Raw genomic sequence first — 24,346 nt, 5'->3', positions numbered from 1 at the left:
GGTCGCACGCCTTTCGATTACGCTGCCGGACGGCATCCCGATGGGTCGTCGTTCTTGATCGCCAGCCTGCGTCGTACCGCCCTGTTGACCCTTTGCATGCTGGCCATGGCCGCGGCCCCGCTTTCGGTGCTGGCGGCCGACGACTCCGGCGTGCTCGTGCTTGGCCGCATCAGCGACGATCCGAAGAAGAACTACGAGCAGCTCAAGCCGCTGCTGGACTACGTGGTTCCGCGCCTGGCCGACGTGGGCATCCGCGAGGGCCGGATACTGATGGCCAAGGACACGCAGCAGATGGCCAGCTACCTGCGCCGCGGCCGCGTGGACTGGGTCACCGAGACCGCCGGCACCGCGATGCTGCTGCGACAGCGCGCCGGCGCACGCACGCTGCTGCTGACCGAGCGCGATGGCGTGAGCCACTACCGCAGCGTCTTCTTCGCCCGCCGCGACAGCGGGCTGTCCTCGCTGGACGACCTGCGCGGACACAGCATCGCCTTCCAGCGCCCCAACTCCACCAGTGCGTACTTCGTGCCGGCGGCCGAACTGCTGCGCCGCGGGTTCTCGCTGGAAATCCTGCTGTCGCCGGAAGACCGCATTGCAAGCGACGAGGTCGGCTACCTGTTCGCGTGGTCGGAACTCAACATCTCGACCTGGGTGCACAAGGGCCTGGCCGACGTGGGCGTGATGAGCAACCTCGACTGGGCCAACCCGCACCGCATGCCGCCGTCGTTCCGCGACGATCTGATGGTGATCGGCGAGACCGTCGATTACCCCCGCGCGGTGGAGATGGTGCGCGACGGCCTGGATCCGCGCGTCCAGGCCCGCCTGCGCGAGGTGCTGATCGACGCCGCCGGCGATCCCGATGCCGGCGACGCGCTGCTGCGCTTCTTCAACACCACGCGCTTCATGCCGGTGGATCCGGCGTCGCAGAAGGCGCTCGACGGCATTTCCGAAGGCGTTGCACGCGTGCGCGCGGAGGTCGAATGAAGCTGCGCATGGGGCTGCAGGCGCGCTTCCTCGCCCTGATGGGCGTGGCGATGCTGGTGGTCATCGCGCTGGTCGCCCTGCTGCTCAACCGGCAGGAGCAGATGCGCCGCGAGGTCGAAGGCGTCAGCCGCCAGGCCATGCGCACCATGGTCGGGCAGAGCCTGCGCCGGCAGGGCGAAGCGGCCGTCACGCAGCTCGCCGCCGGCCTGACCAACCCGCTGTATTACTCCGACCTCGATGCCGTCGGCGCGCTCGCGCGCTCGACGCTGGCCGCGCCCGACGTGCGCTACGTCATCGTCTACGACGAGGACGGCAAGGTCGTGCACGACGGCAGCGAGGACATCGCGCATTACGGTCGCCACATGGACGATCCGATGGCGAAGCAGGTCATCGCATCGACCGCGCTGCACACGCAGTTCGACGATCGCGTCATGGACGTGTCGATGCCGATCCTCATCGGCCAGCAGCGCGTGGGCGGCGTGCGCATCGGTTACGACATGCAGGCGATGCGCCGGCTGCAGGACCAGTCCGTCGACCGGCTGCGGTCGCGGCTGGATACGTTGGGCCAGCGGCACGTGATCTGGATCGGCCTGCTCGGCGTGGGCCTGCTGGTGTTCGGCGCGCTTTCGCTGTGGCTGATCCAGCGCCTGCTGGTGCGACCGATCCGCCGACTCGCCGAATCGGCGCAGGAAATCGAAGCCGGCCACTTCGACACCACGACGCCGGCCGACGGCCGCAACGACGAAGTCGGCGACCTGATGCGCGCGTTCGATCGCATGAGCCGCAGCCTCGCGCGGCACGATCGCGAGATCCGCCGCATGGCCTACACCGATGCGCTGACGGGGCTGGCGAACCGGCTCGCGTTCCGCGAATCGCTCGACGAACGCCTCGCGCAGAGCGACAGCCGCCAGCTCGCGCTGCTGTTCGCCGACATCGATGACTTCAAGCGCGTCAACGACACGCTCGGCCACGATGCCGGCGACGACGTCCTGCTCGAGTGCGCGCACCGCATCGAAAGCGCGGTCGCGCGCGTGGGCGGCGAGGACGCGCTGCTGGCGCGCTTCGGCGGCGACGAGTTCGTGATCCTCGTGCAGGGCAAGGACGACCCGCAGGACGACGTGCGCACGCTCGCGACGAAGCTCGCCGAAACGCTGGTCGTCGACCTTGGAGCACCGGTGGAAGTGCAGGGGCGGCAGGTGTTCCTTGGCACGTCCATCGGCATCACGCTGTTCCCCGAAGACGCCGCCAGCGGAACCACGCTGATGAAGAACGGCGACATCGCGATGTACCAGGCGAAGGTCGCCGGCAAGAACTGCTTCCGCTTCTACAGCCGCGCGATGAACCAGGCGGTCGAGCGTCGCGTGCACCTGGAACAGGAACTGCGCGGCGCGTGGGATCGCGGCGAGCTGAGCCTGGTGTACCAGCCGGTGTTCCGCCTGGTCGATGGCGCGATGATCGGCGCCGAAGCGCTGCTGCGCTGGCGCCATCCGGAACTGGGTTTCGTCGCGCCGTCGGTGTTCATCGACGTGGCCGAGCAGAGCGGCCTGATCGAAGTGCTCGGCCCGCAGGTGCTGCACGCGGCGTGCTCGGACGCGGTGGCGTGGCAGAAGGTGCGCAAGGACGCCGAGCCGCTGTTCGTCGCGGTGAACGTCTCGCCGCGCCAGCTGCGCAACGGCGATTTGCCGAACGTCGTATCGGCGTGCCTGCGCGACACGGGACTGGCCGCCGACCTGCTCCATCTGGAACTCACCGAGACGGCCGTCATCGGCGACGAACTGCACGCGAGCGCGCTGCTGTCCGAGCTGCGTGGCATGGGCGTGCGCGTGTGGCTGGACGATTTCGGCACCGGCTTCTCGGGCCTGAGCCACCTGCGACGCGTACCGGTCGACGGCGTGAAGATCGACCGCAGCTTCGTCGCCGACGTGTTGCGCGATCCGGACGACCTGGCGCTGACGACCGCGATCATCGCGATGGCGCATTCGTTGGGCATCCTGGTCGTCGCCGAGGGCGTGGAGAAGGAAGGCCAGTACGCGATCCTGCGCGAACGCGGATGCGATTTCGCGCAGGGCTACTGGCTGGGGCATCCGGTGACGGTGGATGAGTTCCTGCAGTTGCGGGCGTGAGGCTGGCGGTCTGGGGTTTGCTCCGGACGCGCTTGTAACGGCGTCCAACGTTCCCGTCATCCCGGCGAAGGCGGGGACCTAGGCCCGCAGCGTCCGGGCACTCTCTTGACGGTGCTGCACCTCACCGTCATTCCAGCGAAAGCTGGAATCCATGTTGATCTTGCCGTTGCCGTTGGCCGTTAGCGTTGCTCTTGCTGTTGCTCGTCATCCCCGCGAAGGCGGGCCGCTTTTGGGCCGCCGAATGGCGGCACATCCAGGGACTTTCCACGCTTTCTCTGCAACGGTTACGAGCTAAAGAAGAATCACAATCCAAGCTTCCGATCGCCTGCGGCGCTCGGGTCACTTTTCTTTGCTTGCCCAAAGAAAAGTAACCAAAAGAAAGGGCAGTTCCCCGACAAATCAATCCCACGGCTGGAAAGCGAAAGGGCGCGTTCGCGATTCGCCATCCATGGCTCAGCGCTCACCGCCGCACATCCTGTGCGGCGCCCGTTGGGGCTAGTGACGGTTAGGCTGTTCGATAGCAAAGCAACAGCAAATGGATTCCAGCTTTCGCTGGAATGACGGTGGGGTTGTTCGCCGATGATGGAGTGCCCAGGCCCTACTAGCCTGGATCCCGACCTTCGCCGGGATGACGAGCAAAAAAATGATGAGCGGCCGGTGCTCTTAAGCCCCTCTCCCGTTCACGGGAGAGGGGTTGGGGTGAGGGCCGGGCTGCAGGATGCATGGATTTCCACAGCGCCCTGCACTCAAAAATCAAACAGCTCCCCTAGAAGATTTTTCTTCTTCTTGTGCTTGTAGTCGGACTTGTAGTGTCCGGACTTGTACTCGTCCGAATGTCCGTAGCCACGCGGCTGCTCGCGCATCGGAGGCGGGGGCGGCGCAGCCTGCGCACGCGCCGGCGCATCGGCGGACGCGCGCTCGATCAGCTTGTCGAGTTCGCCGCGGTCCAGCCAGACGCCGCGGCATTGCGGGCAGTAGTCGATCTCGATGCCTTGGCGATCGGTCATCGCCAGTTTCACGTCACGGCAGACGGGACAATCCATGCGGGGTTCCTCGCGTCGGGGGAACCCCTGTTTTCAGGGCGCGCGGCCGCTACGTCAAGGCGCTTCCGGAACGCGCCGTTCAGCATGGCGGGCAATGAAGTCGCGCACCTGCGGGTACACCTGCGTGCGCCAGCGGCGGCCGCTGAAGATGCCGTAATGCCCCGCGCCGTCCACGGTGAGGTGTTCACGATCCGCCTCCGCGATGCCCGTGCACAGCGTGTGCGCGGCGCGCGTCTGGCCCTGCCCGGAGATGTCGTCCAGCTCGCCCTCGATGGTGAGCAGAGCAGTGCGGTGGATCTTCGACGGATCCACGCGCTCGCCGCGCACGTCCCACTCGCCGCGCGGCAGCAGGTGTTCCTGGAAGACGATGCGCACCGTCTGCAGGTAGTACTCGGCGGGCATGTCGAGCACCGCGTTGTATTCGTCGTAGAAGCGGCGATGCGCGGCGGCGTCGTCGAGGTCGCCCTTCACCAGGTGCATGTAGAAATCCCAGTGCGACTGGAAATGCCGCTCGGGATTCATCGCGACGAAGCCGCCGTGCTGCAGGAAACCGGGATAGACGCGGCGACCGTGGCCGGGATAGTTCGCCGGCACGTGCTGGATCAAATTGTCCTCGAACCACGACAGCGGCTCGTGCGTGGCCAGGTCGTTGACCTTCGTCGGGTTCTGGCGCGTATCGATGGGGCCGCCCATCATCACCATCGAGCGCGGCGTCGTTTCGCCGCGTGCCGCCATCAGCGAGATCGCGGCGAGCACCGGCACCGTCGGCTGGCACACGCTCACCACGTGCAGCGTCTCGGCGCCGATCTGGCGGATGAAGTCCTGCACGTACTCGATGTAATCGTCGAGCGAGAACTCGCCTTCGCCCACCGGCACCATGCGCGCGTCGACCCAGTCGGTGATGTAGACCTTGTGGTCGCGCAGCAGCGTGCGCACGGTGTCGCGCAGCAGCGTCGCGTGATGCCCGGACAGCGGCGCGACGACCAGGACAGGCTGCTGCTCCTTCAGGTCGCGCAGGTTGCCGGCGTCGTCGGCGTAACGCTTGAAGCGCAGCAGCCGGCAGAACGGCTTGCGCGCCATCTCGCGTTCGATCACCGGATACACGGTGCCGTCGATGTCGATGGAGTGGATGCCGAACTCGGGCTTCTCGTAGTCCTTGCCGATGCGGTACAGCAGCTCGCATCCGGCCGCGGTCTGCGCGGCGCCGGGCAGGGACGACAGCCAACCGCCCTGCGCGCCGAACATCTTGGCGCACGCCTCGGCCCAGTACGTCATCGGGGCCATCCACGCGCGGCCCAGTTCGTGCATCTGATAAAGCATCGGTTCGAATCCGGTGGCGGGCCCGGGTCGGGCCGCATGCTGCGTCGCAGCATAGCGGAACGGTCCGGACGACACGTTAATGGGGGGCTGAATGGGCGTGAGGCGCCTCAGGCCGGTCGTTCGAGCGCGACCAGACGGTCGGTCAGGGCCGGCGACAGCCACAGGTGCGAGCCCAGCGGCACGAAACCCGCCTTCGCGAACCGCTGGCGATAGAACCGGGCCGGGCGCGGATGGAAATCGACGTTGTCGCCGTCGGTCTCGTCCTCGCCAGTGAAGGTCTCCAGGAACGCGACGCCGCCGCACAACTCCGCGAGACCCGGCAGGCCGCGATCGAGCTCGCGGGTTTCCAGGTAGTGCATGACGTCGCTGCAGACCAGCAGGTCGACAGGCGGGCAGGGACGCAACTGCGCGAAATCGGCGAAACGCGCGAAGTGCAGGTTGCGTCGCGCGCCGAAGCGACGCACCGCGTACTCGCTGCTGTCGAAGCCGAGGTAGGACGCCTTCGGCCGAAGCTTCAGCAGCGGCGCACGCCATGCGCCTTCGCCGCAGCCGATGTCGAGCACGGTGCGGATCGGACGTTCGAGGTGGTATTCGGCAGTGGCCACGGCGAGCGCCACCTTGCGCGTGAGCCGCGCGGCGCTGCCGACGGCATGGTCCTTCTTCGAGGATTCGCGATACCAGCGTTCGAAGTAGGCCTGGTCGTAGTGTTTGGTCATCGGGCGATTGTACGGGCGTGGTCGCGGTGAGCGACCTGCGCGCACGCTGTGCGATCCTGTGCGCCGCTCGCGACAGCCACCTGCCATCCGCCGAGGATTCCCATGGCCTATTTCTGGATCAAGACCGCCCACCTCGTGTTCGTGATGGCCTGGATGGGCGGGGTGTTCTACCTGCCGCGCATCCTGGTGAACATCGCCGAAGCCGGGAACGAGCCCGCGGTGCGTGCGCGGCTGGTGCTGATGGGCCGCCGCCTGTACCGCTTCGGGCACATGATGTTCGGGCTGGCGTTCGCGTTCGGACTGGTGCTGTGGCTGGGCTACAAGGTTTTCCCGGGCTTCCCGACGATGGTCGGCCCCGGTGCCGGCTGGCTGCACGCGAAGCTGGCGCTGGTCGTGCTGATGCTGGTCCATTTCACCGTCGCCGGGCGCTGGTTGAAGGGCGTGGATGCGGGCCGCACGCTGCCGTCTTCCAAGGCGCTGCGCTGGTTCAACGAATTGCCGGTGCTGCTGCTGGTGGCGATCGTCTTCCTGGTGCTCGCCAAGCCGTTCTGACGGCCGGGACGTTCTCACTCCGCGTCAACCCGCGCCTGCTAAGGTTCGCCGCAATCCACCCACCCGCGTGGTGCGCGAATGGACGAGCGTCTGTCGTTGATGCGCGGCGGCCTGCTGTACCGGCTGTCGCATGCCGGAGGCGTCGCGTGGACCGCGCGCGCATACGCGCCGTGGATCGCCGGTGCACTGCTGCTGGTCGTGCTGCTTCCGGTGGTCGTGCTCAGCGCGGTGGATGGGCGCCTCCTGCGTGGCGTATCGGTGCCGCTGCTGCGCGACTACAACGTCTGGGCGCGGTTCGTGCTGGCGCTGCCGATGCTCGTTCTCGCCGCGCCGCTCGCGGACGAGCGCATGTGGCGCTCGCTCGAACACCTGCGCAACCTGGTGGAGCCAGCCGACAACGCGAATTTCGAACGCGCGCTCTCGAGGCTGCGGCGCTGGCGCGATTCACCGTGGCCCGAGCTGATCCTGTTCGCGCTGGCGATCGGCGCCTCGTTCGGCGCGCCGTCGCTGCCGCTGTACGAGCAGGCCACCAACTGGCGCAACGACGGTCCGCAGTTCACGCGTGCGGGCGCGTGGCTGTGGTGGGTCGGTTTCCCGGTGTTCCGGTTCCTCGCGTTCCTGTGGCTGTGGCGTTTCGTGCTGTGGGTCGTCCTGCTCACGCGCTTCTCGCGGTTGAACCTCTCGCTGCATGCGTCGCATCCCGACGGTTGCGGCGGCGTCGGTTTCCTCGGCTATGCGCACGCGGCTTTCCTGGTGATGCCGCTGGTGGCGAGCCTGCTCGTCGCCGGCAGCTGCGCGGTGGAAGTCAAATACCTCGGCGTTCCGTTCGCCAGCCTGCACATGCTGCTCGGCGGCTATGCGGTGCTCGTGCTGGGCGTGATGCTCGCGCCGCTGCTGCTGCTCACGCCGAAGCTCGCCGCGCTCAAGCGCAACAGCCTGCTCGCCTACGGCGCGCTGGGCACCGATTCGTCGGAGGAATTCGAACACCGCTGGCTCGGCCTTGCGCGCCGGAAGGCGGCGCCGATCCTCGATGGCGGCGATCCCTCGGCGCTGGCGGACCTCACCGCCGTCTACGCCACGGCGAGCCGCATGGGGACGGTGCCGGTGCAGCGCTGGATCCTGCTGCAGTTCATCGGCGCGACGGTGATCCCGCTGCTGCCGCTCGGGTTGCTGGTCATGCCGCTGGAAGACCTGGTGCGGAAACTGTTCTCGATGCTGGTCTGATCAGACGCCGCGGACGCGGATTTCCACGTCGTCCAGCATCACCGTCTGCCCCGCGCGGATCTTGCAGGTCTTGCGCAGCTCGACCTCGCCGTCCACCGCCACCACCCCGCTGGCGACGATCGCCTTGCCCGCGCCGCCGCTGTCGCACAGGCCAACCAGCTTGAGCAGCTGGTTGAGTTCGACGTGGTCGTGGTCGCGGTCGAGTTCGAAATCGATGTGCTGCATGGAAAGGGCCGGCGTGCGAGGGCGCTCAGGATACGCTCATGCGCCCGCGCAGAGCGCGCGTTTCTGCTCGGGGCGAAGCTGCTTGATCGCGTGTTCGGCGCGGCTGGCCGATGCGCGGTCCGGATGCGGGAACTGCCCCAGCAACCGCACCGGCGGGCGCGAGCGCGTGTAGCGCGCGCCTTTTCCCGCCAGATGCTGCGCGTAGCGCCGCGCGACATCGGTCGTGATGCCCGTGTACAGGCTGCCGTCGCGGCATTCCAGCAGGTAGACGTACCAGGGCGCGGCGATGTCGGCGTCGGAACTCATGGCAGGTAATCGTACAGCCGGTAGATCCACGACAGCTCGTAGACGATCGCGAAGATCACGAACGCACGGTGGAACCGCTCGCTGCGTACCTTCATCGCGACGAGGCTGAGTACGACCATGAGCGCGTTGCGGATCGGGTATTCGACGCCGAAGTGCTCGTAGTAGGGCTTGCCCTTGATCAGCGTGTCGACGAAGTCGATCACGTACAGCGCGGCCATGATCCCGAAGAACCAGCTGCGCCGTGACTGGAAGTAATCGCGCCACCCGCTGTAATCGGCCAGGTCGTCCGGGAACAGCAGCGTGCACAGCAGGAACAGCACCACCACGTAGAGGACCAGGAACGCGTAGGACGTGAAGCTCCACGGGTGCACGCGCACCAGCCCGAATTCCCACCACCAGAAATGCACCAGCAGGATGAACATCGACAGCGCCCAGCCCAGGTGCACGCCGTAGATGCGCTCGCGTCCCGGGTGCTGGACGAACTTCGCCATTCCCTTGAGCAGGGTGGTGAGCGCCAGGCCCAGCACGATGCCCAGCACGATGCGGATGTGCGCGAACTGCGGATCGCTGGCGGCGACGGTCGTTTCCATGGCGCGTGCGAGGGCCTGTAGCCGATGCCGCGAGGATAAACACCGCCGCCGCGTGGCGCATTCACGCCGGCAGCTGCGATCATGGCGGCATGACCGATTCCCCCGACACCGCGGCCCCGGCGGCCGCCTTCGACCGCCTCCCGCTCACGCCCGCGCTGCTGCAGGGCGTGCAGGCGCTGGGCTACACGCAGATGACGCCGGTGCAGGCGCAGGCGTTGCCGGCGATCCTCGACGGCCGCGACCTCATCGCGCAGGCACCTACCGGCAGCGGCAAGACCGCCGCCTTCGGCCTGGGCCTGCTGCACCGCCTCGATCCGGCGTCCACTGCGACGCAGGCGCTGGTGCTGTGCCCCACGCGCGAACTCGCCGACCAGGTCGGCCGCCAGCTGCGCAAGCTCGCGTTCGCGATTCCGAACCTCAAGCTGTCGATCCTGTGCGGCGGCATGCCCTTGCAGCCGCAGCTGGATTCGCTGGCCCAGCACGCGCCGCAGATCGTCGTCGGCACGCCGGGCCGATTGCAGGAACTGCTGCGCAAGCGCGCACTGGACCTGAAGAACGTGCGCACGCTCGTGTTCGACGAGGCCGATCGCATGCTCGACATGGGCTTCGAGGAACCCATCCGCGAGATCGTCCGCGCCACGCCCGCGTCGCGGCAGGGGCTGCTGTTTTCGGCGACGTTCCCGGATGCCGTGCGCGAGATCAGCCGCGCGATGCTGCGCGATCCGGTGGAAGTCACGGTCGAGGGCGGCGAACGTCATGCCGCGATCGAACAGCGTTTCTACGAGGTCGATCCCGCGCGCAAGGTGCAATTGCTGGCTGCGCTGCTGCTGCAGGAGAAACCGGAATCGTGCGTCGTGTTCTGCAACATGCGCCGCGACGTGGACGAGGTCGCCGGCTCGCTGTCGCATTACGGCTTCACCGCGCTCGCGCTGCACGGCGACATGGAGCAGCGCGATCGCGACGAAGTGTTCGTGCAGTTCGCCAATCGCAGCTGCAACGTGCTCGTCGCCAGCGACGTCGCCGCGCGCGGCCTCGACGTGAAGGAACTGGCGATGGTGGTGAACTTCGACGTGCCCTCCGATGCGGACACCTACGTGCATCGCATCGGCCGCACGGGACGCGCCGGACGCGATGGCCTCGCGTTGACGCTGGTGGGCCCTCGCGAACAGGGACGCGTGTCGGCGATCGAGGAACGGCAGGACGCGCCGCTGGACTGGTTCAAGGCGACGCCGCTTTCCGGCAAGCCGAACAACGTGCCGCCTGCCGCGATGGTGACGCTGCGCATCGACGCCGGCCGCACCGACAAGCTGCGACCCGGCGACATCCTCGGCGCGCTGACGGGCGACGCGGGCCTGAAGGCCGATTCCGTCGGCAAGATCGACGTGTTCCCGACGCGCTCCTACGTGGCAGTGGCGCGCGGGCAGGCGACGCACGCCCTGTCGCGTTTGCGAGAGGGGAAGATCAAGGGGCGGAAGTTCCGGGTCAACCGGATGTGAGCCGGCTGGCCGTCGTTCGGCCAACCTCACGCGTCATGCCGCCGTTCATCGTCATCCCGGCGAAAGCCGGGACGCAGGCCCACAACATCCGGCACTCCGACGGCGATGAACCACATCACCGTCATTCCAGCGAAAGCTGGAATCCATCTTGATCTTGCCGCCGCCGCCGCCGTTGCCGTTGCCGTTGCTGTTGCTGTTGCTGTTGCTCGTCATTCCCGCGAAGGCGGGCCGCTTCTGGGCCGCCGCATGGCGGCACCATCCAGGGACTTTCCACGCTTTCCGGTAGCCCGGCAAAGCAAAGAAGAATCACAATCCAAGCTTCCGATCGCCTGCGGCGCTCGGGTCACTTTTCTTTGCTCGCACAAAGAAAAGTAACCCAAAGAAAGTGCGTACAAGTCCAACCCAGTCCTACGACCGGAAAGCAAAAGGGCGCGTTCGCGATTCGCCATCCATGGCTCAGCGCTCACCGCCGCACATCCTGTGCGGCGCCCTTCGGGGCTAGCGACGAATAGGCTGTTCGACAGCAACAGCAACAGCAACAGCAAGATCATATGGATTCAGACCTTCGCTGGAATGACGGTGCGCGTTTTAGCCCCTCTCCCACCGGGAGAGGGGTTGGGGTGAGGGTTGGGGCGAGCGTTCACGATGGCACTCGCGGTGCTCTTCGCCACCAAGCGGAAGCAACAACAAATGAATTCCAGTATTCGCTGGAATGACGATGTGATCGTTTGTTGTTGAAGTGTGCCCGAGCGTACGGGCCTGGATCCCGGCCTTCGCCGGGATGACGACCTGGCTTTGCGCGTTGCGCTCCTGCTTTGGCTCTGCGCTTCACGCTCGTGATCTGCCAGCGACTTAAAGCGAGCCGAGCACCGGAGCTGGAAAGGGACGAAGAGCCGCGCGCTGTCTGAGCGCAGCGAGTTCGCGCGGCGCTCCCTTTCCAGTGAGGAGCGCAGGGAACCGTCGCGTAGCGGCGGATCGCGTCAGGAGCGAGTGGTTTTGGTTACTTTTGCCGAAACAAAAGTAACCCGCTCGTTCACGAGCGGAAGCTTTTGATCTTGCTTAAAAGCCGGCAGCAGGTAAAAGCCGGTTGCAGCAGAACACCGCTGCAACCGACCGTAAACCTCACCTCTGATTGAACGCCCACTTCCCCGGCCCCAACAGCGCAATGGCCGCTGCCGTCGCCAGGAACATCACCTGCAGCTCGATCGCCCAGCCGCCCTGCTGGTTGAGGTGCCCGATGTCGCCCAGATGCACCAGGTACAGCGCGAACAGCATGTTGATCATGATCAGGATCGCGCCGATGCGCGAGAAGAAGCCGGTGATGACCAGCAGCGGGGCGATCACCTCGCCGATGATCACGCCGTAGGCGAAAAAGCCGGGAAAGCCCTGCGTTTCGACCAGGCCGACGATGCCGTCCAGGCCACCTTCGAGCTTGCTCAGGCCATGCAGGAAAACCAGTACGCCGAGCGCGATGCGGAGGATCAGCTTGCCTGCGTCTTGCTGGGTGCTGCCGTTCATGCGGTACCCCCTCTGTTTGGACGTGCGTGCTTTTCTGGATTCGCGTGCTGCGGAGTCGTGCGTTGAAGGCGTGCTTGGAAGGAACAGGCGGATCGTCCGCTGCCGCCGCGTCCGGCGCAACCGTCAGCGCAGGGGCAGGGCGACGCGGCGGCCGTGCCAGTTGAGCACCACACCGTCCGCGGCGATCTCCTCCACCACCGCCTCGCCGACGCGGTCGCCCTGGCCGACGCGGGCGCCATCGATGATCGCGAACCGCTGCGCGGGCGTGGGCCCGAACATGTGCATGCTGATCTTCAGCGCGGGCAGCTGTTCGCGTTCGCCCGGCGACAGATCGGACAGCCGCACCGGCGCGCCCGTGGCGGGCGGGGGAGCCGGCAGCGGCGCGACGGGCGCCGGCGTGGCCGCGGGCGTGCGCGGCGTCGAGGCCGTCGCGGCATTGGCGATGGCCTGTTGATACCGGTCGTTCGGGCGCGCCGGTGCAGGCACCTGCGTCGCAGGCGGCTCCGGCTGCGTTGCGTCCGTCGGTGTGGCTGCGGTCGGCGTCTGCGCCGTCGGCGGCGGGTAGGCGGCGGACGCCGCGGCGTAGACGTCGTCTTCCACCGGCTGGGTCGGTTCCGGTTCTGCGCCGGGCAGCGGTTTCGACTTCGGAAGCGGCGAGGCGGCGGGCGGCGCGGCGACCACGACCGGTTCGACGGGAAGCTCCGCCGTGTCCGATGGAGGCGGTGCATCGGCCGGAATCGCGACAGCCTCTACTGCTGGTGGCGCGTCCGGCGTGCGGTTCCAGAACCCCCAGCCCAGCGCGACGATCGCAATCAGTACCGCGATGCCGGCGAACCAGAACGGCCAGCGGCGACGCGGCGCGACATTGCGCGCGGCGGGCGGAAGTTCTGCACGAAGGTCGGGCATCTCGCCACGTCGGCGTTGCGCTTCGGACTTGCGCAGGGCGTCGAGGATCAACGACATCGCGTCACTGCGCTCCCGTATCGGATTCAAGCGCGGCGGTTCGAACCGGCGCCTCGTGCGCGGCCAGCGCCATCAGCGTCGCCGGGCCGACCACGCCATCGGCGGAAAGGCCCGCATCGCGCTGGAAACGCCGCACCGCATCCTGCATCGCCGCATCGAATACCGCCGGCGCGCCGGATGTTGCTAGGTAGGCGGGATGCAGGCGCCGCGAAATCCATTCGACCACCGCGCCGCTCGCGCCGGGCTTCAGCGGCGCGTCGCGCAACGCGGCGGCGAAGGCTTCCGCATCCAGTTGCGCGAGATCGGGCTTCGCAACGGGCGAAACGACCGCCGGCTTCGTCACGACCACCGGCTTCGTCGGCACGACCGGCGTCGTCGCGGGCTTCGCCTGTACCGGCGCGCGCGGCCACCACCATGCGGCCATGCCCATCGACGCCAGCAACAGCGCGGCGACCGGCACCGCGAAGAGCCACCGTCGCGTGCGGCGCACCCGGGCGGGCAGCACTTCGGCGGACGCACGATCGACCCAGCGCGCATCCAGCATCGGCACGTCGTGCGCGAAACCGGCGAGCAGGCTGCGTTCGGCAATCACGTTGATCAACCGCGGCACGCCGCCGGAATGCACGTGGATGCGCTTCACGGCCGACGCATCGAACGGAAACCGCGTGCCGCCGGCGACGCGGTAGCGATGGCGCAGGTATTCGCCGGTTTCCGACGCGTTCAGCGGCGTCAGGTGGAAGCGCGCGGTGATGCGCTGTGCGAGCTGGCGCATGTCCTCGCGTGCGAGCATCGCGCGCAGTTCCGGCTGCGCCAGCAGCACGATCTGCAGCAGCTTCTGCGTCGGTGTTTCCAGGTTGGTGAGCAGGCGCACCTGTTCCAACGCTTCGACCGACAGGTTCTGCGCCTCGTCGATCACCAGCACCACACGCAGGCCCTGCGCGTAGGCATCCAGCAGGTAGACATTGAGCGCGTCGACCAGCGCCTTCGTGCTGCCGCGCCGGCCTTCCAGTTCGATGTGCAGTTCTTCGCAGATCGATTCGAGCAGTTCGACGGGCGTGACGCGCGGGTTGAGCACCAGCGCGACGCGGGTGGGCGTGGTCGATTCGAGCTGGGGAACTTGTTCCAGCAGCAGGCGGCACAGCGTCGTCTTGCCCGTGCCCACTTCGCCCGTCAGCTGCACGAAGCCGCCGCCGCCGCCCTGCGTGATCCCGAACAGCAGGTGCGCCAGCGCATCGCGATGGCGTTCGCTGAGGAAGACGAAGCGCGGGTCCGGCGTGATCGAGAAGGGGGGCTCGATCAGGCCGTAGTGCTCCAGGTACATGGGCGACGGTCTGGCGGCGTTGGCGTCAGGGTAAGCGAGAAACGGCCCGCAGCGGTCGCCGCCGGCCGCAACCCCGCGTCAGCTTTTGGCTTCCGCCGTGCCCAGCAGCTCCGGATCGACGCGATGCGGCCGTCCCAGCAGCGGATGGATGAACACGGCGGCGAGGATGATGACCACGCCGACGTAGAACAGCGTGGTCAGTTCGCGCTGCTCGCCCAGCAGCAGCGCGGCCAGGACGATCGCGTAGACCGGTTCCAGGTTCACCGCGAGCTGCTGCGCGAAGGCGCTCATGTGGCGCAGCGCCACCAGCGACAGACTGAACGGGAGCAGCGTGCAGGCCAGCGCCAGGCCCAGCAGCAGCCAGGCGTCGTGCGTCGACGGCGTCACCAGCAGCGGGCCGGCGAACGCCGGAAACACCAGCGGCATCAGCGGCGCGAGCAGGCTCAGCGTGAGCACGCCGGCGCCGAGTTCGAGCGCGGTGACGGTCAGCGGATCGCCGTGTTCGACCATGCGCTTGTTGAGCGAGCCGAAGATCGCCACCAGCAGCGCCGACACCGCGCCCACCGCGATGCCCGCGCGCATGCCCGCGGGCACGCCGCCGACGACCATCGCCACGCCGGGCAGCACCATCAGGCCCAGCGCGAGTTCGCGCTTGGAAAACCGCGTGCGCGTCAGCCACGGTTCGATCATCGCCACGAACACCGTGCCGAGCGCCATGCAGGTCGCGCCGACGGAGGCGTTCGAGAGCTTGATCGCGCCGTAGAAGGTGAGCCAGTGCAGCGCGACCAGCGCGCCGATGCCGGCGTAGGCGAGCATCGTGCGGCCCGACATCGCGCGCAGCCCGCGCCACACGCGCGGCACCAGCGCGAGCGCCGCGACCACCAGCAACATGCGCCACCACACCAGCGGCAGCGCGGGCAGGGTGATCAGCTTGCCCAGGATCGCCGTGAAGCCCCACAGCAGCACGCAGAAATGGATTTGCAGGTGGGCCTTGCGGGTCGGGGTCATGCGGGGCGATGCGCGGCGGGACGGGTGCGCATTGTCGCCGCAGTGGCGGGGGCGGTGTGCCTCCCAAGGCGGCTGTCGAAACCGGACGGGCGGCACGGTATTTGCCGAGTCAGGCGAAACCCCTAGCAAATTCTTAACAACCCGTTTTAGGCTGGGGCCATCCGCCACCGCAGGGAGTGCCCATGAGCCAGCACCGCAGCCGTCTGTTCAACGCAGTCACGACCGCCCTCTGGCTTGGAGGCGGGCTGCTGGTCAGCGCCGCGGCCGCCGCGCAGCAGGCGCCGCCGGTCACCGGCGAGCCCCAGACCCCGGCCGAGGAGCGCGCGGAGGACGCCCGCGCCAAGACGCTCGACACCGTCTCCGTGCTGGGTTCGCGTCGCGTCCAGCGCTCGTCCGATACCGCCTCGATGTCGCCGGTCGACGTGCTGCCGATGGACCAGGCGGTCGAGGAAGGCGCGCAGTTCGACCTCGCGCAGACGCTGCAGTACGCCTCGCCGTCGTTCACCTCGACTCGCCAGACCGGCGCCGACGGCGCGGACCTGATCGACGGCGCCGCGCTGCGCGGCCTGGGCTCCGACCAGACGCTGGTGCTGGTCAACGGCAAGCGCCGCCACACCGTGTCGCTGGTGAACATCTACGGCGCGCGCAACCGCGGCAACACCGGCACCGACCTCAATTCGCTCCCGCTCATGGCGATCGACGCGGTCGAAGTCTTGCGCGATGGCGCCGCGGCGCAGTACGGCTCCGACGCGATCGCCGGCGTCATGAACATCTCGCTCAAGCGCAGCAAGGGCTGCGAGGCCGTCGCCGGCTATGGCGAATACACCCGCGGCGACGGCGAGAACTGGCTTGCCACCGCCTACTGCGGCGCGGAACTGGCCACCGGCGGCATGTTCGCCGTCACCGGCGAATGGCAGGACCGCGGCCGCTCCGACCGCTCCGTGCCCAAGGGCAGCCCGCGCATCATCGGCGACTCGGAGGTGACCAACCGCACCGTGTACCTCAACGGCGATTCGCCGCTGGGCGAGGCCGCCGAGGTCTACTTCACCGCCGGCATGCAGTCGCGCGATGCGTCTTCGGCCGCGTTCGCGCGCGAAGGCATCGGTTCGGAAGACATCCCGTCGCGCAACTCCGAAGCGATGTACCCGGACGGCTTCGTGCCCTTTATCGACGGCGTGCTCGAAGACCGCTACGGCATCCTCGGCCTGCGCGGCGACGTGTCGCAGTGGCACTGGGACCTGTCGCACACCTACGGCTACAACGAGCTGCGCTACACGATCAACGGCACGCTCAACGCCTCGCTGGCGAACCTCGACCTGCTGAACGGCGGCGCGGGCATCAGCCCGACCAGCTTCGACGCGGGCGGTTTCTCGTTCCAGCAGAAGACCAGCAACTTCGACGTCTCGCGCTACTTCGACAGCGCGCTGGCCGGCGTCAACGTCGCCTTCGGCCTGGAGCAGCGCGAAGAGCGCTACCGCATCCGCGAGGGCGAGGAAGGCTCGTACCTGGACTACGACGGCGCGGGCGAGGGCGGCAATCCGGGCAGCCAGGGTTTCCCGGGCTTCCAGCCGGGCGACGTCACCGACAAGTCGCGCGACAGCACCGCCGGTTACGTCGACGTGGAAGTGAACTTCACCGACCGCTTCATGATGGATTACGCGGTTCGCTACGAGGACTACAGCGACTTCGGCAGCACGCTAGACGGCAAGATCGCCGCCGGCTTCCGCGCGACCGACACGGTGATGCTGCGCGGTTCGGTGAGCACGGGCTTCCGCGCGCCGTCGCTGCAGCAGAAGTATTTCTCCTCCACGATCACCGATTTCATCAGCGGCGAGCCGGTGGACGTGGTGATCGCCTCCAACGACAGCGAACTGGCCGCCCTTGCCGGCGTGCCGAACCTCACCGAGGAAACCTCGGAAAGCACCACGCTGGGCCTGACGTGGACGCCGCGCGACAACGTGTCGCTGACGCTGGACCTGTACCGCATCGACATCGACGACCGCGTCGTGCTCAGCGGCGACTTCGACACCAGCGACCCTGCGATCGGGCCGATCCTCGAAGCGATGGACGTCGGCCTGGCGCGCTTCTTCTTCAACGCGGTGGACACCAAGACCGAAGGCGCCGACCTCACGGTCACCTACGACTTCGACTGGGCCGACGCGAAGTGGAGCACCTACCTCGGCGCGAACTGGAACAAGACCGAAGTCACGCGCGTGAACACGCCGCCGGCGCTGGCCGGCCGCGAGGACACGCTGCTGCCCGAGCGCGATCGCCTCTTCATCGAAAACGGCGCGCCGCGCAGCAAGGCGGTGCTCGGCGTGGACTACACGCGCGGTTCGTGGTCGGCCAGCGCGAAGGGCATCTACTTCGGCGAGCAGGAACTGGGCACGTTCTCCGGCACCGAGGCAGGCGTGCCGAACCAGCACTACGCGAGCAAGGCCTCGGCCGACGTCAGCGTCAGCTACGCCTTCGCCGGGAACACGAAGCTCACCGTGGGCGGCTCGAACGTGTTCGATACCTTCCCGACGAAGCAGAACCCCGACGAGACCGACAACGGCCACATCTACGAGAGCGTGCAGTTCGGCCTGAACGGCGCCGCGTGGTACGTGCGGTTGTGGCACAAGTTCTGATGGGAGTTTGAGCACCGTGCAGGTCCCTCTCCCGCGCGCGGTAGGGAGCTTGCAGCAACCCATTTCCGCCTGCGGGAGAGGCCCTCGCAGTAACCCCTCTCCCGCTTGCGGGAGAGGGGCAGGGGTGAGGGCGAGGTGCCCGCCACGTTCCGCTCGTACTGCCATCGCCGACCACGCATGCCCAACGCCTTCCTCGCCCACGTCCACGACCTGCTCGATCCCCTCGGCGCGGTGTCCACGCGCGCGATGTTCGGCGGACACGGCGTGTACCTGGACGGTGAACTGATCGGCGTGGTGATGGGGGAGGCGCTGTACCTCAAGGTCGACACCGAAACCCGCCTGCATTTCGAAGCCGCCGGCTGCGAGCCGTACGTGTACCTGGGGCAGGCGGAGCCGATCACGCTGAGCTACTGGTCGGTCCCCGAGTTCGCAATGGATTCGGCCGAGGCGATGCGGCCGTGGGCGGAACTGGCGCGCGCGGCGGCGCATCGGGCGGGGCGGGGGAGGTAGTTGCCGCTTCAGGATGCGGGCAGGACAAAAGGCCCGTCATACGGTGAGTGCGGCAGGAGCGCAAAAGAAGCCGTCATCCCGGCGAAAGCCGGGACCCAGGCCTCTAACGCGCGGGCACTCCGGTGCGGTGAACCGCCTCGCCGTCATTCCAGCGAAAGCTGGAATCCATTTGGTTTTTCAGCACGGCAGCAGGCGAAAGCAACACCGCAGCGCTGTGCGGCACCGGTAGGTCACCGCCACCTCTCCGTTGCCCCTCACCCCACCCCTCTCCCTATGGGAGAGGGGCTTCAACCGTCATCCCGGCGAAAGCCGGGATCCAGGCCTGTAACGCACGGGCACTCCGGTCGCGGCGAACCACCTCACCGTCATTCCAGCGAAAGCTGGAATCCATTGGGCTTTTCCGCATGCGTTGCGGAAAGCAACACCGGAGCGCTGCGCGGCAGCAACGGGTCACCGCTGCCTCTCCGTTGCCCCTCACCCCAACCCCTCTCCCGAGGGGAGAGGGGCTCAAATCCGGCCCGCCGGGCCGATGTCGATTTCCGACCACCCCATTCGTCGAACCCATGAAGGCCGCCAACCGCGGCCGCCTTTGACGAGGAATCGCATGTCCATCCGCAAGCCGTTTCCGCAGCTCCTGCTCGCCGTGACGCTGTCGCTGTCCGCCGCGGCCACCGTCGCGGCACCGGCCGTGTACGAGATCGATCCTGCGCACACGTTTCCCAGTTTCGAAGCCGACCACATGGGCATTTCCGTGTGGCGCGGCAAGTTCGATCGCAGCAGCGGCGAGATCACGCTCGATCGCGAGAAGCAGACCGGCAGCGTCAACGTCGTCATCGACACCGCCAGCGTCGACTACGGCCTGGACGCGATGAACACCGAGGCGCGCAAGGACACGCTGCTGGACACGACGAAGTTTCCGCAGGCCACCTACAAGGGCACGCTCGCGGATTTCCGCGACGGCGCACCGACGCGCGTGAAGGGCGAGCTGACGCTGCACGGTGTGACCAGGCCCGTGGACCTGACGATCAGGCGCTTCAAGTGCATCCCGCATCCGCTGAACAAGCGCGAGCTCTGCGGCGCCGATGCCTACGGCGATTTCCAGCGCGATGCGTTCGGCATCGACGCCGGCAAGGATTACGGCTTCGACATGACCGTGTCGCTGCGCATCCAGGTCGAGGCGACGCGCAAGCCCTGATTTTCCGTTCCGCTAACACCGCTTCCCCCAAGCTGCGGCTTCCCGCCGCGACACCACAGGAGTGAACGATGGCTTTCTACGTCGATGGATTCGTACTGCCCGTCCCGCGCGACAAGGTGGACGACTACAAGAAGCTCGCGCGCATGGCCGGCAAGATCTGGCTGGAATACGGCGCGCTGGAATACCACGAGTGCCTTGCCGACGACGTGCAGCCCGGCAAGGTCACTTCCTTCCCGCAGGCGGTGAAACTCAAGCAGGACGAGGTCGTGGTGTTTTCGTGGATCGTCTACAAGTCGCGCAGGCAGCGCGACAAGATCAACGCGCAGGTGATGAAGGACCCGCGCCTGGCCGGCATGGATCCCAAGTCGCTGCCGTTCGACGGCAAGCGCATGTTCTGGGGCGGCTTCAAGCCGATCGTTTCGATGACGGCGGAATAACCGCGTCGTCCGCGCCGGCCGCCGCCTCGCACTCGGCGGCGCGCCGGCGCAACAGCGCCTGTTCGCGTGCATTGCGCGTCATCTGCGCGGCGCGCTCGAACGCATCGCGTGCCTCGCCCCAGCGTTCGAGCTTCTTCAGAAGATCGCCGCGCACCGCTGGCAGCAGGTGATAGTCCTTCAACGCCGGCTCGTCGGTCAGCGCATCGACCACCGCGAGGCCCGATTCGGGACCGAACAGCATCGACAAAGCCACCGCGCGATTGAGCTCGATCACCGGCGACGGCGTGATGCGCGCGAGCGCGCCGTACAGGCCGACGATCGCGGCCCAGTCGGTTTCATCTGCCGTGACCGCACGTGCGTGGCACGCGGCGATCGCGGCCTGCAGCGTGTACGGGCCGCCCGGCGTTGTGCCGCGCGCGGCGCTCTGCTTCTGCGCGCGATCGAGCGCCGCCAGCCCGCGATGGATCAGCAACTGGTCCCACCGCGCGCGGTTCTGTTCCAGCAGCAGCACCGGCTCGCCGTCGGGCGCGACGCGCGCGGCCGAACGCGATGCCTGGATTTCCATCAGCGCGACGAGGCCATGCACTTCCGGCTCGTTCGGCATCAGCTCCGCAAGCATGCGTCCGAGGCGCAGCGCGTCCTCGCACAGGCCGGGGCGCATCCAGTCATCGCCCGCGGTGGCAGCGTAGCCTTCGTTGAAGATCAGGTAGATCACCGCGAGCACCGACGCCAGACGCTCGTTGAGTTCGTCGCCGCGCGGCATTTCGTACGGGACCTGCTTTTCGGCGAGCGTGCGCTTGGCGCGCACGATGCGCTGGGCGATGGTCGGTTCGGGCACGAGGAAGGCGCGCGCGATTTCGTCCGTCGTCAGGCCGCCAAGCAGGCGCAGTGTCAGTGCGACCTGTGCGTGCGTCGGCAGCACCGGATGGCAGGCGGTGAAAACCAGCCGCAGCAGGTCGTCGTTGAACGGGTTGTCGAGCGCGTCCAGGTGCGCGTCGTCCGCGTGCGCCTGTTCGTCTTCGAGTTCGCGCGCGATCTCCTCGTGCTTGCGCCGCTGCAGCTTGCTGCGGCGCAGGCGGTCGATCGCGCGATGCTTGGCGGTGGCCATGAGCCACGCGCCGGGCTGGTCGGGCACGCCGCTTTCCGGCCATTTTTCCAACGCCGCGACGAGCGCGTCCTGGGCCAGTTCCTCGGCCAGCCCCACGTCGCGCAACATGCGCGCGAGCGAGGCGATGAGCCGGGCGGATTCGATGCGCCACACAGCATCGATGGTGCGATGGATGTCGGTCGCCGTCATGGCGACGGATGAGAGCATCGCGGGCTGTGCGGTGCAAGTGCGGGGAGTGTGTTTTGCGGCGGGGTGTGTGCCGAGGCGCGGAGGGGGTTGTCGGGGTTAAGGAAATGTCAGTCCTGCCACGGGCCTCGTCTTGCAGTGGATGTCATTCCTAAATGGACGTCATCTCCAAATGGACGTCATCCCGGCGAAGGCCGGGATCCAGGCTGTCACGGCATCCAACTCCTTGCTCGTCATTCCAGCGAAAGCGGGAATCCATTCGGATGTTCTGGAAGCGCAACAGCGCAGCGCTGTGCGGCAATGACTGTTCACCGTATTCGCTCCGTTACCCCTCACCCCAACCCCTCTCCCGACGGGAGAGGGGCTAAGAGCACCGTCATTCCAGCGAAAGCTGGAATCCATCTTGATGTTCTGGAAGCGCAACAGCGCAGCGCTGTACGGTCGCCGAAGGGAGAGGGGCTCAACGCCGTGGGAGAGGGCGCGTTGATGCGCATGGAAAGAACGGGCTGAAGGTTCTTTACCCCTGCTCAGCCAGCTTCTTCAGATTCGCCAACCCGCGCTCGAAGTCTTTGCCGACCATGCGGTCCATGCTGAATACCAATGACATCACCTTGCCGATGTAAGGCTGCGGACCGTGCATCGCCCAGGTGACGCGGCTTGCATTGGTTCCTTCGGGGACGATCACGAATTCGGCCGTGTTGTGCGCTTCCATCGGGCGCGTGAAGTCGAGCTTGATGCCGACCTTCGACGCAGGCACCGACTCGACGATCTCCATGCGCCCCGCGCCGGCCTTCGAGTTTCCATCCCACGTATACACCGCGCCGGTGCCGCACTGCGCGCCGGCGATCTCGCGCTTCATCGCGGGATCCAGCGTCTCGAACGGCGACCATGCGCGCCAGCGGTTGAAATCGTTGACCTGTTCGAACACGCGCTGCGGTGGCGCGTTGACGACGATGCTGCGTTCGATGCGGAACGTGTCGGGACGCGTCGCGGCGAATACCAGCACGCCTGCGATGGCCACCAGCACGATGAGTCCGATGATCTTCCACATGCGCGACGTCCTCAGTTCTTCGGCCGTTGGGTGGATTGCTGCATCTGTTCGAAGCCGGCCGCCGCTTCCTGCACGTCGGCGGGGAAATCGTCGAACTCCTGCACCTGGCGGATCTCGATGACCTCGTTCTCCGAACCCGGGCAACGCGACGCCCACGCGATGGCGTCCTCGCGCGATTTCACCTGGATCATCCAGTAGCCGCCGAGCACTTCCTTCGCCTCGGCGAACGGACCGTCGGTGACATGCGGGCGACCGCCCTCGAAGCTCACGCGCGCGCCCATCGACGGCGGATGCAGGCCATCGAGCGCAAGCAATACCCCGGCTTTCTGCAGCGATTCGTTGTATTTCATCATCGCCGCGACGCGGTCGGCAGGCGGCATCGTGCCGGGCGTCGCGTCTTCGTAGCCCTTGGGGATCATCAGCATCATAAAGCGCATGGTCGTGTCTCCTGTTCGATGGATGCGTGGAATCAGGCCGGGTCCGGCATGCCGCTCATGTGCACGAATTCCCAGTGATTTCCGTCGAGGTCCTCGAACGCGCGCGAGTACATGAAGCCCATGTCCTGCGGATCGCCGCCCGACTTCGCGCCAGCCTTCACCGCCTTCGAATGGATATCGTCGACGGCTTCGCGGCTGTCCAGCGAAAGGCAGTTGATCGCGCCGACGACCTGTCGCGTATCGGCGACGGGCTTCTTCACGAACGAGCCGAAGAACTCGCGCGTGAGCAGCATCACGTGGATGGTGTCGTCGACGACCATGCAGGCCGCCTTGTCGTCGGTGAACTGCGGGTTGTTCCTGTAACCGATCGCTTCGTAGAAGGCCTTGGCCTTCGGAAGGTCATGGCAGGGAAGGTTGACGAAGATCTGGGTCGACATGGTCTGTTCCTGTGTGGTGTTCTGTAGGTTCGAAACGGGGGCGCGAGCGGATCATTCCTTCTCGCAGTTCACCATCCACGACACGCCGAAGCGGTCGACGAACATGCCGAATCGCGCGGCCCAGAACGTGGGGCCAAGCGGCATGATCACGTGGCCGCCTTCGCTCATCGCGGCGAACACGCGTTCGGCTTCGCTCGCCGAATCGACGTTGATGGCGATCGACACGCCCTTGATGCCTTCGTACGGATGCTCGGGCACCGAGTCCGAGCCCATGATCGCCTGGTCGCCAACGACCAGCCGCGCGTGCATGATCCGGTCGCGATGCGACTGGGGCACGTGGTCGCAGGCGGGCGTGTCGCCGAAACGGCTGAGCTGCTCGAGCGTTCCGCCCAGGCACTGATGGTAGAAGCGGAACGCGGCTTCGCACTGGTCGTCGAAAGACAGGTAAGCGTTGATCTTCATCGTGGCGGCTTCCTTGTGTTGGACCGCGATTACTGGGCGCGCGCGTCGATCTGCGCGCGGATGCGTTCGCCCTGCGCCTTGAGTTCCGGCGTGACTTCACCGCCGCAGGCGTGGCCTTCGTAGACCTGGCGGATTTCGATCTGGCTCGGGCCGCAATCGGGATTCGGACAGCGCTTCACCCATTCGATCGCTTCCTGCAGCGACGCCGTCTGGAACAGCCAGTAGCCGGCGATGAGTTCCTTCGACTCGGTGAAGGGGCCGTCGATCACGCTGCGACGATCGCCGTCGAAACGAACGCGCGCGCCGTGCGAGCTGGCGTACAGCCCCGCGGCGTCGAGCAGCACGCCGGCCTTCGCCAACTGCTCGTTGTAGTGGCCCATCTGCTCGATCAGTTCGGCGCTTGGCGGCGCGCCGGCTTCGCTTTCGGGCGTGGCATGGACGATCACCATGAACTTCATTGTCGTGTCTCCGTTTTGGCGCGCGTTTTGCGCGCATCTGTGGAGA

26 protein-coding genes are annotated in these 24,346 nt (G+C 67.0%); 10 read left to right on the top strand and 16 right to left on the bottom strand.

Annotation, left to right across the window (positions count from 1 at the left end; all coding sequences use genetic code 11):
• Positions 1-96: 96 nt before the first annotated feature.
• Both ABIE51_RS14980 and ABIE51_RS14975 read left to right on the top strand, forming a co-directional pair.
• Positions 97-984, top strand: a complete 888-nt coding sequence (locus tag ABIE51_RS14980; protein WP_502913309.1) for a phosphate/phosphite/phosphonate ABC transporter substrate-binding protein — start codon at positions 97-99, stop codon at positions 982-984.
• Positions 981-3,107 carry a putative bifunctional diguanylate cyclase/phosphodiesterase gene (locus tag ABIE51_RS14975; RefSeq protein WP_192631306.1) on the top strand — a complete coding sequence of 709 codons (2,127 nt, stop codon included), beginning with the start codon at positions 981-983 and terminating at the stop codon, positions 3,105-3,107. The genes ABIE51_RS14980 and ABIE51_RS14975 overlap by 4 nt, the downstream gene beginning before the upstream one ends.
• Positions 3,108-3,853: 746 nt before the next feature.
• Here the strand turns inward: ABIE51_RS14975 and ABIE51_RS14970 are convergent.
• The 3 genes from ABIE51_RS14970 to ABIE51_RS14960 all read right to left on the bottom strand — a co-directional run bounded on the left by ABIE51_RS14970 (position 3,854) and on the right by ABIE51_RS14960 (position 6,186).
• Complete coding sequence (locus ABIE51_RS14970; protein WP_192631305.1) at positions 3,854-4,150, bottom strand: TFIIB-type zinc ribbon-containing protein; 297 nt, start codon at positions 4,148-4,150, stop codon at positions 3,854-3,856.
• Between the two features lie 54 nt (positions 4,151-4,204).
• A complete protein-coding gene (locus tag ABIE51_RS14965; protein ID WP_192631304.1) occupies positions 4,205-5,470 on the bottom strand; it encodes a polyhydroxyalkanoate depolymerase in 1,266 nt (421 codons plus the stop codon).
• Between the two features lie 107 nt (positions 5,471-5,577).
• A complete protein-coding gene (locus tag ABIE51_RS14960) occupies positions 5,578-6,186 on the bottom strand; it encodes a class I SAM-dependent DNA methyltransferase (RefSeq protein ID WP_192631303.1) in 609 nt (202 codons plus the stop codon).
• 102 nt (positions 6,187-6,288) lie between these two features.
• On the opposite strand from ABIE51_RS14960, the gene ABIE51_RS14955 reads away from it, so the two are divergent.
• Positions 6,289-6,738 (top strand): CopD family protein, encoded by a 450-nt coding sequence (locus ABIE51_RS14955; RefSeq protein ID WP_192631302.1) that lies wholly within the window; start codon positions 6,289-6,291, stop codon positions 6,736-6,738.
• A gap of 78 nt (positions 6,739-6,816) precedes the next feature.
• Complete coding sequence (locus tag ABIE51_RS14950) at positions 6,817-7,962, top strand: hypothetical protein (protein ID WP_192631301.1); 1,146 nt, start codon at positions 6,817-6,819, stop codon at positions 7,960-7,962.
• On the opposite strand, the gene ABIE51_RS14945 is transcribed toward ABIE51_RS14950, so the two are convergent.
• From ABIE51_RS14945 to ABIE51_RS14935, 3 genes are read right to left on the bottom strand one after another with little or no spacing between them, the layout of a single operon-like run.
• A complete protein-coding gene (locus ABIE51_RS14945; RefSeq protein ID WP_192631300.1) occupies positions 7,963-8,187 on the bottom strand; it encodes an RNA-binding S4 domain-containing protein in 225 nt (74 codons plus the stop codon).
• A gap of 36 nt (positions 8,188-8,223) precedes the next feature.
• A complete protein-coding gene (locus ABIE51_RS14940) occupies positions 8,224-8,493 on the bottom strand; it encodes a GIY-YIG nuclease family protein (protein WP_115842366.1) in 270 nt (89 codons plus the stop codon).
• The gene (locus tag ABIE51_RS14935) at positions 8,490-9,083 is read right to left on the bottom strand and encodes a hypothetical protein (RefSeq protein WP_192631299.1); all 594 of its coding nucleotides are present in this window, start codon (positions 9,081-9,083) and stop codon (positions 8,490-8,492) included. The genes ABIE51_RS14940 and ABIE51_RS14935 overlap by 4 nt, the downstream gene beginning before the upstream one ends.
• A gap of 89 nt (positions 9,084-9,172) precedes the next feature.
• On the opposite strand from ABIE51_RS14935, the gene dbpA reads away from it, so the two are divergent.
• The gene (dbpA, locus tag ABIE51_RS14930) at positions 9,173-10,579 is read left to right on the top strand and encodes an ATP-dependent RNA helicase DbpA (RefSeq protein WP_192631298.1); all 1,407 of its coding nucleotides are present in this window, start codon (positions 9,173-9,175) and stop codon (positions 10,577-10,579) included.
• 105 nt (positions 10,580-10,684) lie between these two features.
• Entirely contained in the window at positions 10,685-10,954 is a 270-nt protein-coding gene (locus ABIE51_RS14925; RefSeq protein ID WP_192631297.1) for a hypothetical protein, read from the top strand.
• A 747-nt stretch (positions 10,955-11,701) separates the two neighbouring features.
• On the opposite strand, the gene ABIE51_RS14920 is transcribed toward ABIE51_RS14925, so the two are convergent.
• The 4 genes from ABIE51_RS14920 to ABIE51_RS14905 form a co-directional block, all read right to left on the bottom strand.
• Complete coding sequence (locus ABIE51_RS14920; protein WP_192631296.1) at positions 11,702-12,097, bottom strand: DoxX family protein; 396 nt, start codon at positions 12,095-12,097, stop codon at positions 11,702-11,704.
• A 123-nt stretch (positions 12,098-12,220) separates the two neighbouring features.
• Positions 12,221-13,060 (bottom strand): general secretion pathway protein GspB, encoded by an 840-nt coding sequence (locus tag ABIE51_RS14915; RefSeq protein WP_192631295.1) that lies wholly within the window; start codon positions 13,058-13,060, stop codon positions 12,221-12,223.
• A gap of 4 nt (positions 13,061-13,064) precedes the next feature.
• Positions 13,065-14,381 carry an ExeA family protein gene (locus tag ABIE51_RS14910; protein ID WP_192631294.1) on the bottom strand — a complete coding sequence of 439 codons (1,317 nt, stop codon included), beginning with the start codon at positions 14,379-14,381 and terminating at the stop codon, positions 13,065-13,067.
• A gap of 78 nt (positions 14,382-14,459) precedes the next feature.
• Positions 14,460-15,389, bottom strand: coding sequence for a DMT family transporter (locus tag ABIE51_RS14905; RefSeq protein WP_192631293.1), 930 nt, complete (start codon positions 15,387-15,389; stop codon positions 14,460-14,462).
• A gap of 182 nt (positions 15,390-15,571) precedes the next feature.
• Here ABIE51_RS14905 and ABIE51_RS14900 point away from each other — a divergent pair, with 182 nt between their 5' ends.
• The 4 genes from ABIE51_RS14900 to ABIE51_RS14885 all read left to right on the top strand — a co-directional run bounded on the left by ABIE51_RS14900 (position 15,572) and on the right by ABIE51_RS14885 (position 20,161).
• A complete protein-coding gene (locus ABIE51_RS14900; protein ID WP_192631292.1) occupies positions 15,572-18,019 on the top strand; it encodes a TonB-dependent receptor plug domain-containing protein in 2,448 nt (815 codons plus the stop codon).
• Positions 18,020-18,196: 177 nt separating this feature from the next.
• Complete coding sequence (locus ABIE51_RS14895; protein WP_192631291.1) at positions 18,197-18,529, top strand: TfoX/Sxy family protein; 333 nt, start codon at positions 18,197-18,199, stop codon at positions 18,527-18,529.
• A gap of 604 nt (positions 18,530-19,133) precedes the next feature.
• The gene (locus tag ABIE51_RS14890) at positions 19,134-19,724 is read left to right on the top strand and encodes a YceI family protein (protein ID WP_192631290.1); all 591 of its coding nucleotides are present in this window, start codon (positions 19,134-19,136) and stop codon (positions 19,722-19,724) included.
• A 68-nt stretch (positions 19,725-19,792) separates the two neighbouring features.
• Positions 19,793-20,161, top strand: coding sequence for a DUF1428 domain-containing protein (locus tag ABIE51_RS14885; protein ID WP_192631289.1), 369 nt, complete (start codon positions 19,793-19,795; stop codon positions 20,159-20,161).
• Here the strand turns inward: ABIE51_RS14885 and ABIE51_RS14880 are convergent.
• From ABIE51_RS14880 to ABIE51_RS14855, 6 genes are all read right to left on the bottom strand, one after another.
• A complete protein-coding gene (locus tag ABIE51_RS14880) occupies positions 20,130-21,458 on the bottom strand; it encodes an RNA polymerase sigma factor (protein WP_192631729.1) in 1,329 nt (442 codons plus the stop codon). The genes ABIE51_RS14885 and ABIE51_RS14880 overlap by 32 nt on opposite strands.
• Positions 21,459-21,972: 514 nt before the next feature.
• Positions 21,973-22,506 carry an SRPBCC family protein gene (locus ABIE51_RS14875; protein ID WP_192631288.1) on the bottom strand — a complete coding sequence of 178 codons (534 nt, stop codon included), beginning with the start codon at positions 22,504-22,506 and terminating at the stop codon, positions 21,973-21,975.
• An 11-nt stretch (positions 22,507-22,517) separates the two neighbouring features.
• Positions 22,518-22,943, bottom strand: a complete 426-nt coding sequence (locus ABIE51_RS14870; RefSeq protein ID WP_157030795.1) for a YciI family protein — start codon at positions 22,941-22,943, stop codon at positions 22,518-22,520.
• A 32-nt stretch (positions 22,944-22,975) separates the two neighbouring features.
• Positions 22,976-23,380 (bottom strand): VOC family protein, encoded by a 405-nt coding sequence (locus tag ABIE51_RS14865; protein WP_192631287.1) that lies wholly within the window; start codon positions 23,378-23,380, stop codon positions 22,976-22,978.
• A 51-nt stretch (positions 23,381-23,431) separates the two neighbouring features.
• The gene (locus ABIE51_RS14860) at positions 23,432-23,842 is read right to left on the bottom strand and encodes a VOC family protein (protein WP_115844802.1); all 411 of its coding nucleotides are present in this window, start codon (positions 23,840-23,842) and stop codon (positions 23,432-23,434) included.
• A 29-nt stretch (positions 23,843-23,871) separates the two neighbouring features.
• Positions 23,872-24,300 (bottom strand): YciI family protein, encoded by a 429-nt coding sequence (locus ABIE51_RS14855; RefSeq protein ID WP_115844804.1) that lies wholly within the window; start codon positions 24,298-24,300, stop codon positions 23,872-23,874.
• Between the last annotated feature and the right edge of the window lie 46 nt (positions 24,301-24,346).

This window comes from Lysobacter sp. OAE881, from assembly GCF_040546665.1.
GTDB classification, from domain to species: Bacteria; Pseudomonadota; Gammaproteobacteria; order Xanthomonadales; family Xanthomonadaceae; genus Lysobacter_J; species Lysobacter_J soli.
Note: the sequence above shows the minus strand (reverse complement) of the source record. Positions and strands in the feature narration are given on the sequence as shown.

Coding starts and splice junctions, on each gene's coding strand:
- ABIE51_RS14980 (WP_502913309.1), top strand. CDS start 97: ATGCTGGCCATGGCCGCGGCCCCGCTTTCGGTGCTGGCGGCCGACGAC.
- ABIE51_RS14975 (WP_192631306.1), top strand. CDS start 981: ATGAAGCTGCGCATGGGGCTGCAGGCGCGCTTCCTCGCCCTGATGGGC.
- ABIE51_RS14970 (WP_192631305.1), bottom strand. CDS start 4,150: ATGGATTGTCCCGTCTGCCGTGACGTGAAACTGGCGATGACCGATCGC.
- ABIE51_RS14965 (WP_192631304.1), bottom strand. CDS start 5,470: ATGCTTTATCAGATGCACGAACTGGGCCGCGCGTGGATGGCCCCGATG.
- ABIE51_RS14960 (WP_192631303.1), bottom strand. CDS start 6,186: ATGACCAAACACTACGACCAGGCCTACTTCGAACGCTGGTATCGCGAA.
- ABIE51_RS14955 (WP_192631302.1), top strand. CDS start 6,289: ATGGCCTATTTCTGGATCAAGACCGCCCACCTCGTGTTCGTGATGGCC.
- ABIE51_RS14950 (WP_192631301.1), top strand. CDS start 6,817: ATGGACGAGCGTCTGTCGTTGATGCGCGGCGGCCTGCTGTACCGGCTG.
- ABIE51_RS14945 (WP_192631300.1), bottom strand. CDS start 8,187: ATGCAGCACATCGATTTCGAACTCGACCGCGACCACGACCACGTCGAA.
- ABIE51_RS14940 (WP_115842366.1), bottom strand. CDS start 8,493: ATGAGTTCCGACGCCGACATCGCCGCGCCCTGGTACGTCTACCTGCTG.
- ABIE51_RS14935 (WP_192631299.1), bottom strand. CDS start 9,083: ATGGAAACGACCGTCGCCGCCAGCGATCCGCAGTTCGCGCACATCCGC.
- dbpA (WP_192631298.1), top strand. CDS start 9,173: ATGACCGATTCCCCCGACACCGCGGCCCCGGCGGCCGCCTTCGACCGC.
- ABIE51_RS14925 (WP_192631297.1), top strand. CDS start 10,685: ATGAACCACATCACCGTCATTCCAGCGAAAGCTGGAATCCATCTTGAT.
- ABIE51_RS14920 (WP_192631296.1), bottom strand. CDS start 12,097: ATGAACGGCAGCACCCAGCAAGACGCAGGCAAGCTGATCCTCCGCATC.
- ABIE51_RS14915 (WP_192631295.1), bottom strand. CDS start 13,060: ATGTCGTTGATCCTCGACGCCCTGCGCAAGTCCGAAGCGCAACGCCGA.
- ABIE51_RS14910 (WP_192631294.1), bottom strand. CDS start 14,381: ATGTACCTGGAGCACTACGGCCTGATCGAGCCCCCCTTCTCGATCACG.
- ABIE51_RS14905 (WP_192631293.1), bottom strand. CDS start 15,389: ATGACCCCGACCCGCAAGGCCCACCTGCAAATCCATTTCTGCGTGCTG.
- ABIE51_RS14900 (WP_192631292.1), top strand. CDS start 15,572: ATGAGCCAGCACCGCAGCCGTCTGTTCAACGCAGTCACGACCGCCCTC.
- ABIE51_RS14895 (WP_192631291.1), top strand. CDS start 18,197: ATGCCCAACGCCTTCCTCGCCCACGTCCACGACCTGCTCGATCCCCTC.
- ABIE51_RS14890 (WP_192631290.1), top strand. CDS start 19,134: ATGTCCATCCGCAAGCCGTTTCCGCAGCTCCTGCTCGCCGTGACGCTG.
- ABIE51_RS14885 (WP_192631289.1), top strand. CDS start 19,793: ATGGCTTTCTACGTCGATGGATTCGTACTGCCCGTCCCGCGCGACAAG.
- ABIE51_RS14880 (WP_192631729.1), bottom strand. CDS start 21,458: ATGACGGCGACCGACATCCATCGCACCATCGATGCTGTGTGGCGCATC.
- ABIE51_RS14875 (WP_192631288.1), bottom strand. CDS start 22,506: ATGTGGAAGATCATCGGACTCATCGTGCTGGTGGCCATCGCAGGCGTG.
- ABIE51_RS14870 (WP_157030795.1), bottom strand. CDS start 22,943: ATGCGCTTTATGATGCTGATGATCCCCAAGGGCTACGAAGACGCGACG.
- ABIE51_RS14865 (WP_192631287.1), bottom strand. CDS start 23,380: ATGTCGACCCAGATCTTCGTCAACCTTCCCTGCCATGACCTTCCGAAG.
- ABIE51_RS14860 (WP_115844802.1), bottom strand. CDS start 23,842: ATGAAGATCAACGCTTACCTGTCTTTCGACGACCAGTGCGAAGCCGCG.
- ABIE51_RS14855 (WP_115844804.1), bottom strand. CDS start 24,300: ATGAAGTTCATGGTGATCGTCCATGCCACGCCCGAAAGCGAAGCCGGC.